9 protein-coding genes are annotated in these 8649 nt (G+C 68.4%); 5 read left to right on the top strand and 4 right to left on the bottom strand.

Annotation, left to right across the window (positions count from 1 at the left end; all coding sequences use genetic code 11):
• Positions 1 to 139 precede the first annotated feature (139 nt).
• Positions 140 to 1147: an inorganic phosphate transporter gene (locus tag LWW89_RS05165; protein WP_293262151.1), complete on the top strand. Its 1008-nt coding sequence runs from the start codon at positions 140 to 142 to the stop codon at positions 1145 to 1147.
• 116 nt (positions 1148 to 1263) lie between these two features.
• Positions 1264 to 1665: an RT0821/Lpp0805 family surface protein gene (locus LWW89_RS05160; RefSeq protein ID WP_293262148.1), complete on the top strand. Its 402-nt coding sequence runs from the start codon at positions 1264 to 1266 to the stop codon at positions 1663 to 1665.
• Between the two features lie 115 nt (positions 1666 to 1780).
• Here LWW89_RS05160 and LWW89_RS05155 read toward each other — a convergent pair whose 3' ends face one another.
• Genes LWW89_RS05155 through LWW89_RS05140 form a run of 4 tightly spaced genes read right to left on the bottom strand, consistent with a single transcriptional unit; the run spans position 1781 to position 4687 of the window.
• Complete coding sequence (locus LWW89_RS05155) at positions 1781 to 2299, bottom strand: DUF3124 domain-containing protein (protein WP_293262145.1); 519 nt, start codon at positions 2297 to 2299, stop codon at positions 1781 to 1783.
• 16 nt (positions 2300 to 2315) lie between these two features.
• Positions 2316 to 3104, bottom strand: a complete 789-nt coding sequence (locus LWW89_RS05150) for an alpha/beta hydrolase (RefSeq protein ID WP_293262142.1) — start codon at positions 3102 to 3104, stop codon at positions 2316 to 2318.
• A gap of 19 nt (positions 3105 to 3123) precedes the next feature.
• Positions 3124 to 4431, bottom strand: coding sequence for an O-acetylhomoserine aminocarboxypropyltransferase (locus tag LWW89_RS05145; protein WP_293262139.1), 1308 nt, complete (start codon positions 4429 to 4431; stop codon positions 3124 to 3126).
• 43 nt (positions 4432 to 4474) lie between these two features.
• On the bottom strand, positions 4475 to 4687 hold the full coding sequence (locus tag LWW89_RS05140; RefSeq protein ID WP_293262136.1) for a YdcH family protein: 213 nt from the start codon (positions 4685 to 4687) through the stop codon (positions 4475 to 4477).
• 178 nt (positions 4688 to 4865) lie between these two features.
• On the opposite strand from LWW89_RS05140, the gene LWW89_RS05135 reads away from it, so the two are divergent.
• The 3 genes from LWW89_RS05135 (at position 4866) to LWW89_RS05125 (ending at position 8509) form a co-directional block, all read left to right on the top strand.
• Positions 4866 to 5186: a hypothetical protein gene (locus LWW89_RS05135; RefSeq protein WP_293262133.1), complete on the top strand. Its 321-nt coding sequence runs from the start codon at positions 4866 to 4868 to the stop codon at positions 5184 to 5186.
• Between the two features lie 126 nt (positions 5187 to 5312).
• Positions 5313 to 5873 (top strand): transcription elongation factor GreB, encoded by a 561-nt coding sequence (gene greB / locus LWW89_RS05130; RefSeq protein ID WP_293262130.1) that lies wholly within the window; start codon positions 5313 to 5315, stop codon positions 5871 to 5873.
• Positions 5870 to 8509: a diguanylate cyclase gene (locus LWW89_RS05125; protein WP_293262127.1), complete on the top strand. Its 2640-nt coding sequence runs from the start codon at positions 5870 to 5872 to the stop codon at positions 8507 to 8509. The genes greB and LWW89_RS05125 overlap by 4 nt, the downstream gene beginning before the upstream one ends.
• Positions 8510 to 8649 lie beyond the last annotated feature (140 nt).

The raw sequence follows: 8649 nt of genomic DNA, 5'->3' as shown, positions 1-8649 counted from the left end.
GTTCCGCGACGAGCCGGACGTGCGCCAGCTGATCAAGCTCAAGGCCATCTACGAAATCCTCGAAACCGTCACCGACCGCTGCGAGGATGTGGCCAACATCATCGAAGGCATCGTCCTCGAAAACTCCTGATCGACTCCCATGGATACCGTGACCATCAGCCTGGGGGTCGTGATCGTGCTGGTGGCGTTGGCGCTGGCCTTCGACTTCATGAACGGGTTTCATGATGCGGCCAACGCCATCGCCACCGTCGTCTCCACCGGCGTACTCAAACCCCACCAAGCCGTCGCCTGGGCGGCCATGTTCAATTTCATCGCCGTGGCGGTGTTCCACCTCAATGTGGCCACCACCATCGGCAAGGGCACCATCGACCCTTCCATCGTGGACCACGTGGTGGTCTTCGGCGCCCTGATCGGCGCCGTGGTCTGGAACATCATCACCTGGTACTACGGCATCCCCTCGTCCTCGTCCCATGCCCTGATCGGCGGGCTGGTGGGGGCGGGCCTGGCCAAGGCCGGTCCCGATTCCCTGATCGCCGGCGGCATCCTCAAGACGGTGGCCTTCATCTTCGTCTCGCCCCTGCTCGGCTTCCTGCTCGGGACCTTGCTGATGGTGGTGGTGGCCTGGCTGTTCCGCCGCACCACCCCGCGCAAGATCGACCGCTGGTTCCGCCGCCTGCAACTGATCTCGGCGGGCCTCTACAGCCTGGGGCACGGCGGCAACGATGCGCAGAAAACCATCGGCATCATCTGGATGCTGCTCATCGCCGCCGGAATGACCGGCAAGAGCGACCCGATCCCGGTCTGGGTGGTGGTGGCCTGCTACGTGGCCATCAGCCTGGGCACCCTGTTCGGCGGCTGGCGCATCGTCAAGACCATGGGCCAGCGCATCACCAAGCTCAAGCCCGTGGGCGGTTTCTGCGCCGAAACCGGCGGGGCCATCACCCTGTTCCTGGCCACCATGCTGGGTATTCCTGTCTCCACCACCCACACCATCACCGGCGCTATCGTCGGCGTGGGCTCGGCGCGCAAGGTGTCTGCCGTGCGCTGGGGCGTGGCGGGGGGCATCGTCTGGGCGTGGATTCTGACCATTCCGGCCAGCGCCCTGGTGGCGGCCATCGCCTGGTGGCTGGGCAGCCTGGTGCTCTGACCGATCCTGCCGCCAGTGCCGCGAACGGCCCGCCGGAGCGATCTGCGGGCCGTTTTGCTTGTGCAGGCCGTGACGGTGGTGCAAGCTGGCCCGGTTAAATCCACATGGAGGAAACCATGGTGACTATCCGCAGCACCTTCCATCGTCGTTGCGTTGGCGTATCCAGCGTATCTGCCGTCCTGTTGGCGTGCCTGTCCGGAGCGGCGCTGGCCGGCAATACCGACTTCCTCAAGAACACCGCCGTGGGCAAGTTCACCAAGGCCGATACGGCGCTGATGCAGAAAACCCTTCAGGACGCTCTGGACAATGCGCCGGACGGCCAGACCGTGACCTGGCGCAACGACAAGACCGGGAGCAGCGGCAGCGTCACCCCGGGCGCGGCGCCCGAAGGGCGGGAAGGGTGCCGCCAGGTGCGCATCGAGAATGCCCACGGCCAGACCCGCGGCAGCCAGGACGAGGTGATGTGCAAGGTCAAGGGCCGTTGGGTGGTCCCTGACAGCCGGGCCGCTGCCCGCTGAGGTTGCTGCCGTATCCCCGCGTCGTGCCCGGCCGGATGTCGGGCACGGTGCCGTTGTGGAAAGACGAACGGCCTCCCGCGGGAGGCCGTTGCCGTTGACGGTGGGTGCGGGAAATTTACTCGCCAGCGTTGATCGGCCGGCCCTGGGTGGAGAAGGAGATGGCCCGGTTGCCGTAGAGGTCGGTGTGCACCGCTTCCACCAGGGGCGGGTTGATGGCCCCGTCGGCCTGCCAGCGGATCAGGAAGTTGGCGCCGGAACCGCCCTCGGCCTCGCGCCGCTCGATGAACAGCTCCAGGGTGCCCAGGGGCGGCACGGTCTGGGGCTGGCTGACGAAGTCGCGCAGGGACTTGCCGGCGGTGTCGTAGTAGCGGGCCTGGGTGACGCGCAGGGGGCGGGTCGGGTCCGTGTTGCGGATGCTGACCAGGGCCGACAGGTAAACGATTTCCGGCCGCCCCTGCTTGTCCCGGTTGCCGTGCCACAGGTGGGAATACACCGGCAGGTAGAGGGTCTGGCCCCGGGAGAGGGGGGGGGGTTCCTGGGCCTGCGCCCGGGCCGGGCCGGCCAGTACCAAGACGGCCACCAATGCAAGGCTTGGCAGGGTGGGCAGCATAGGGAGGTGGGCGGGGCGGGTCATGGCGCTTTCCGGAAGGTCAGACGAAGGCCCGCAGGGCATCGAGCACTGCGTCGGGGCGCTCGGCCATCATGGCATGGCCGGCCCCGGCGATGGTCGCCACCTTGACGCCGGGAATGGCGTCGCGCAGCCCCTGGACGGCCCGGGGCGGGGTCATCAGGTCCCGCTCGGCGCACACCAGCAGGGCCGGGCAGGCCACCTTGGCGGCGGCTTCCAGCCCACCCAGGTAGGCCTGGCAGTTGAGCAGGTCCCGGTGCAGCACGCCGGGCCTGGAGCGGCGCATGATCGCCAGGTTGAGGCCCGTTTGCCACACCCCTGGGTTGGGGTTGCCGCCGACGTGGGTGGCGGGGGCGTGGGACCACAGGTTGACCATTTTGTAGGCCGTTTCCGGATCGTCCTGGGCGGCCGCGAGCAGGGCCTCGGAAACGCCCATGGGAAAGGCCGCGCCGAGCAGGGCGATCTTGCTTACCCGGGCCGGGTGGCGGGCGGCGGCTTCGAGGACGGTCATGGCGCCCATGGAGTGGCCTGCCAGCATGGCCTTTTCCACGCCGGCGGCGTCGAGCAGGGCGATCACCCAGTCGGCCAGGGCTTCCACCGAAGCCAGGGGCTCGCCGCCGGAGCGGCCGTGGCCCGGCAGGTCCGGGGCCAGCACGGCGTAGCCGTGGTGGGCCAGGTAGCGGGTCTGCAACGCCCACACACTGTGGTCGTGGGCAGCGCCGTGGATGAACACCACGGCGGGGCGGGCGGGATCGAAAGCGACGCCGCCGGTGTAGACGAAGACGGGATGGTGGTTGACGGTCAGTTCCATGATCGGTCCGGTTTCGGGCTCAGCCCTTGAGCAGCTTGGCGACGGCGGCCAGGCCGCGGGAGAGGTCCTCGATCAGGTCGGCCGGATCTTCCAGGCCCACCGACAGGCGGATGGTGCCCGGGCCGATACCGGCCTGGGCCAGGCTGGCGTCGTCCATGCGGAAGTGGGTGGTGGTGGCCGGGTGGATCACCAGGGACTTGGCGTCGCCCACGTTGGCCAGGTGGGAGAACAGGCGCAGGGATTCGATCAGGCGCTTGCCGGCCTCGCGGCCGCCCTGCACGTCGAAGGTCATCACCCCGCCGCAGCCCTTGGGCAGCAGCTTCTGCGCCAGGGCGTGGTCGCGGTGGGTGGCCAGTTCCGGGTAGGACACCGATTCCACCACCGGGCTGTCGGCGAGGAAGGTGGCCACGGTGCGGGCGTTGGCGCAGTGGCGTTCCATGCGGATGCCCAGGGTTTCCATGCCTTGCAGGATCTGGAAGGCGTTCATCGGCGACAGGCAGGCGCCGAAGTCGCGCAGGCCCTCGCGCCGGGCACGCAGCAGGAAGGCCGCCACCGGCGATTCCTCGGCGAAGTCCATGCCGTGGAAACCGTCGTAGGGCGCGGTGAGCAGGGGGAAGCGGTCGGCGTTGGCCTCCCAGTCGAAGCGGCCGCCGTCCACCACTACGCCGCCCACCACGGTGCCGTGGCCGGACAGGTACTTGGTGGCGGAGTGCACCACGATGTCGGCACCGTGGTCGAAGGGGCGCAGCAGGGTCGGCGGGGTCAGGGTGGCGTCCACCACCAGGGGGATGCCGGCCTCGTGGGCGATGGCCGCGACGGCGGGGATGTCGAGCACCGGCAGGGTCGGGTTGCCCAGGGTTTCGGCCAGGAAGGCCCGGGTCTCGGGGCGGATGGCGGCGCGCCAGGCGTCCGGGTCCCGGGGATCGACGAAGGTGGTGGTGATGCCGAAGCGGGGCAGGGTGTAGGCGAGCAGGTTGTGGGAGCCGCCGTACAGGGCCCGGGAGGCGACCACGTGGCCGCCGGCCCCCATCAGGGTGGACAGGGCGAGGAACAGGGCGGCCTGGCCGCTGGCGGTGGCGATCGAACCGATACCTCCTTCCAGGGCGGCGATGCGCTCCTCGAAGGCGGCCACGGTGGGGTTGGAAATGCGCGAATAGACGTGGCCGGCCCGCTCCAGGTCGAACAGGGCGGCGGCGTGGTCGGCGTCGCGGAAGACGAAGGAGGTGGTCAGGTGGATCGGCAGGGCCCGGGCGCCGGTGGCGGGGTCGGGCGGGGTGCCGGCGTGCAGGGCGAGCGTATCCAGCGAATAGCCGTCGATTCCGGCCATGGGAGGTCTCCTAAGTGGTGGGGCCGAGCGCGGTTGCGCGGGCTCAGGCCGGGATGTCGGGGACCAGCATGCCTTCAAGCTGGGTGATGCGGTCCTTGAGGTAGAGCTTGCGCTTCTTGAGACGCCGGATGAGCAACTGGTCGTTGGGCGGATTGACCGTCAGGCGGGCGATGACCTCGTCGAGATCCCGGTGCTCCACCTGCAGGTTGCGCAGACGGGATTGAATTTCCGCGGTTTCTTCCGGGGTGAGGGTCACGGCGTGGGTCTCCGAAGCAGTGCCCGCAATGGTAGGGCGGGGCAATGACAAAAACAATCGTTTACTGGCATCGGCGGCGCGGGGGGCGGGCACCGGCGCGGGGCCTCTTGGCGGCGCCGGCTTTGGCGTTAGAATGGGGTTCTCTCAGCACATCCACAATTCAAGCAAGGAGGGGACAATGCAGTATGACGTGGTGGTGGTTTATGGCCGGGACCGGGAGTATTCCTTCCGCTTCACCGAAACCGACCTGCAAGGCACCAGCGAGGCAGAGGCGCGGCAGTGGTTCGACAAGGAATTCGTCGAACTGGAATGCGAGCCCACCAACCCCATGGGCAAGGTGCTGATCATCGACAAGATTCTCAACGTGGCCAAGTACGGCGGCGAATCCCGCTTCGGCGCCGGCAATTCCTGGGGCCAGAGCTTCGCCCGCAATACCGCGGCCGTGTTGCAGCGGCCCACGGTGCGTATCGACGTTCAGGCTTTCCAGATCGGCTTCTAAGCATTCCGGCGGCCTGGCCGCCGGGTTTTGCCGCCAGCGCCCGGCCATGTGTCGGGCGTTGGCGTTTTGCGTTGCAGGTGGTGGTCGCCCCGGCGATCGCCTAGAATCGAGGTTTTGCGGCCAGCCATGAACAAGGCATTCGTACGGGAAAGCGACGGAGACGACGAGGACGAGGACCTCGCCCCGGCGCTGCGCCTGCCTCAAGGCACCCGCAACTACATCTCGCCATCGGGCTTCGCCCGACTCAAGGCCGAACTGGACGACCTGATCAAGCGGGAACGGCCCAAGGTGGTCGAGGTGGTGTCCTGGGCGGCGAGCAACGGCGACCGTTCCGAGAACGGCGACTACCTGTACGGCAAGAAGCGTCTGCGCGAGATCGACCGCCGCATCCGCTTCCTCACCAAGCGGCTGGACATCGCCCAGGTGGTGGACCCGAGCCGGCAGGAGAACGTGGAGCAGGTGTTCTTCGGCGCCACCGTGCAGGTGTGCGACGAAACGGGTGGCGAGGCCACCTACACCATCGTCGGGGTGGACGAGGCCGACGTGACCCGGGGCCGCATCAGCTGGATTTCCCCCCTGGCCCGGGCGCTGCTCAAGGCCCGGGAAGGGGACGTGGTACGTTTCCAGAGCCCGGCGGGGCTGCGGGAAATCGAGATTGTCGAGATTCGCTACGAGGTCTGGGATTGAGCACACTCATGCATTACGACCTGCCGGTTGCGCGCATCCTCCAGCGTGAGCTGCTGGTGTGCAGCCCGGACACTTCCCTGGCGGTGGCTGCCTCGCGCATGCACGAGGCCCGCTGCGGCTCGATCCTGGTGGTGGACGAGGCCATGCCCGAGCGGATTCTCGGCATCTGGACCGAAAAGGACGCCCTGTCCCTCGACTTCAACAACCCCAACGCTCTGGAGCGGCCGGTGGCCGAGGTGATGAGCTCGCCGGTGAAGACCCTGGGCGAGGGCGCCACCCTGGGCGAGGCGGCGGTCCGCTTCAAGCAGGACAGCATCCGCCACCTGCTGGTGGTGGACGACGCCGGGCGGCCCCTCGGCGTGGTGTCCCAGACCGACGTGGTGAACAACCAGGGCATCGAGTTCTACGTACATTTGCGCAACGTCGAGTCGGTGGTCAAGAGTCGGCCCTTGCAGGTGGACGCCGAAGCGCCCATGTCCCAGGTGGTGGCCCAGATGCGCCAGGCGCGCAGCGATGCGGCCATCGTCTCCGCCAAGGGGGTGCTCGGCATCCTCACCGGTCAGGACGTATTGCGCCTGATCAGCCAGGGCACCCTGAACCTCAACGCCGGGCGGGTGGCCTCCTTCCCCCTGGTGGTGGTACCCCGGGACGCCACCCTCTACCAGGCGCGCCAACTCTTCGCCGAGCGGCGCATCCGCCACCTGGGGGTCCTGGGCGCGGACGGCAGCGTCGTCGGCCTGCTCAGCTACGCCGACATCCTCGACAGCGTCGAGCAGGAATACGTGCGCGAGCTTCAGGCTGCCCTAGCCGACCAGGCCCTACGCCTACAGAAGTCGGAGCAAGCCCTGGCGCTGGCTTCCAAGGTGGCCGAGGCCTCCCTGGAAGCGATCATGATCACCGACCATCGCCAGACGATCCGCTCGGTGAACCCGGCGTTCTCCCTGATCACCGGCTACGAGGCCGAGGAGGCGGTGGGGTGCGACACCCGCCTGCTCAAATCCGGCCTGCACGACCGGAGCTTTTACGAAACGATGTACGAGCAGATCGCCCGGCACGGCGAGTGGCGGGGCGAGATCATGAACCGGCGCAAGAACGGTGAGATCTATCCGGAATCCATGACCATCACCGCCGTGCGCAACGCTGCCGGCATCGTTTCCAATTACATCTGCGTCTTCTCGGACCTGTCCGAGCAACGTCGCTCCGAGCAGGACCTGGCGGAAAGCCGGCAGCAACTGGCCCAGCAGTCCAACCTGACCGAGTCGATCCTCGACACCCTGCCGGTGATGCTTACCGTGCGCGACGAGTCCGGCCGCTTCGTGGTGGTCAACGAGGCCGCCGCCGCCGTGCTGGGCAAGGGCAAGCCCGACCTGGTCGGGCTGCTCGATTCGGACGTGCTGCCTGAGGAAGCGGTCAAGCGCCTGCGCGAAGACGACCAGAAGGCCGCCCAGACGGGCAAGGTGGTGGTGCGCGAGGAGCGCATGGCCGGCGACAGCGGCACTCCGCGCCATTACCTGTCGTACCGCCGCGTCATCCGCCTGGGCCGCCGCCAGCTGACCATCGCGGCGGCGGTGGACATCACCGAGCGCAAACACGCCGAGACCATGCTGGCGGTGGAGCGCCAAGTGCTACGCCTGATCGCCGAGGACGCGCCCTTGCAGCGCACCCTGGAGCTGTTGTGCAGCAAGATCGAGAAGGCCGTGTCCCAGGCCCGGGCCATGGTGCTGCTGCGCGACGGCCCGGTGGACGAGGACGGCGCCATCCCCGTGGCCTTCGGTGCCGCCCCGTCCCTGCCTGCCTGGTACCGGGCGACCCTGGCCCACAACCGGCTGTTCCCGGGGGATGCCACCTGCGGTCCGGCCCTGCACTTCGGCGTCCAGCACCTGAGCGACGCCGTGGCCGCCGATTCCCGCTTCGACCAGAGCCGGGAGGTGCTGGAGCGGCTGGCAGCGTCGGCGGTCTGGTCCACCCCGATCATGTCCCCAGGGCGCGAAACCCTCGGCGTGCTCACCCTGCTGCTCGACGAGGCACGCCGCCCCACGCCCCTGGAACAGGAAACCCTGGACCACTCGTGCAAGATGGCGGCGATCGCCATCGAGCGTTCCCGGGCCTCCGCCGAGTTGCAGCGCCTGGCCACCACCGACACCCTCACCGGCCTGGCCAACCGCTCCCGCTTCCTCGACGCATCGGCAGAGGAGTGGGCCCGTTCGCGCCGCTTCGGCCACCCCCTGGCGGTGCTGATGATCGACGTGGACCACTTCAAGCGCATCAACGACACCTACGGCCATGCCGCCGGCGACGCCGCCCTCAAGCACATCGCCTCCTGCCTGGGAATCGGTGTGCGCGAGGTGGACCGGCTCGGCCGCATGGGCGGCGAGGAATTCGCCATGGTTCTGCCGGAAACCGACGGTGTGGGCGCCATGCAGGTGGCCGAACGGCTGCGCCAGGCAGTGGCATCCACCCCCTTCCTGCTCGCCGACGGCGTGCCCCTGCGCCTCACCGTGAGCATCGGCGTGACCGTGCGGGTGGAGCGGGACGACGTGCTCGACCGCCTCTTCGCCCGGGCCGACGAAGCGCTCTACGAAGCCAAGCGTAACGGCCGCAACCAGGCGGTGTTCAACAACGGCGCCCTGAGCTGACCGGCACTGGCGCTGGGCGGCTCCTGGTCTTTGGGCCCCCCCTGTTTGCTTCGCTTTACCCGCCGCTTTCTCCGCTTTCGCCGGGGGCTTGAAATCCCCGGCGGTGCCCCCATCTGGAGCGTGTTCCGTTCATCAACCGC

Origin of the sequence: Oryzomicrobium sp., from assembly GCF_021287045.1 — a bacterium.
Classification (GTDB): domain Bacteria; phylum Pseudomonadota; class Gammaproteobacteria; order Burkholderiales; family Rhodocyclaceae; genus Oryzomicrobium.
The sequence above is the reverse complement of the archived record's forward strand: the minus strand, read 5'-3'. Positions and strand labels throughout refer to the sequence as shown.

Coding starts and splice junctions, on each gene's coding strand:
- LWW89_RS05165 (WP_293262151.1), top strand. CDS start 140: ATGGATACCGTGACCATCAGCCTGGGGGTCGTGATCGTGCTGGTGGCG.
- LWW89_RS05160 (WP_293262148.1), top strand. CDS start 1,264: ATGGTGACTATCCGCAGCACCTTCCATCGTCGTTGCGTTGGCGTATCC.
- LWW89_RS05155 (WP_293262145.1), bottom strand. CDS start 2,299: ATGACCCGCCCCGCCCACCTCCCTATGCTGCCCACCCTGCCAAGCCTT.
- LWW89_RS05150 (WP_293262142.1), bottom strand. CDS start 3,104: ATGGAACTGACCGTCAACCACCATCCCGTCTTCGTCTACACCGGCGGC.
- LWW89_RS05145 (WP_293262139.1), bottom strand. CDS start 4,431: ATGGCCGGAATCGACGGCTATTCGCTGGATACGCTCGCCCTGCACGCC.
- LWW89_RS05135 (WP_293262133.1), top strand. CDS start 4,866: ATGCAGTATGACGTGGTGGTGGTTTATGGCCGGGACCGGGAGTATTCC.
- greB (WP_293262130.1), top strand. CDS start 5,313: ATGAACAAGGCATTCGTACGGGAAAGCGACGGAGACGACGAGGACGAG.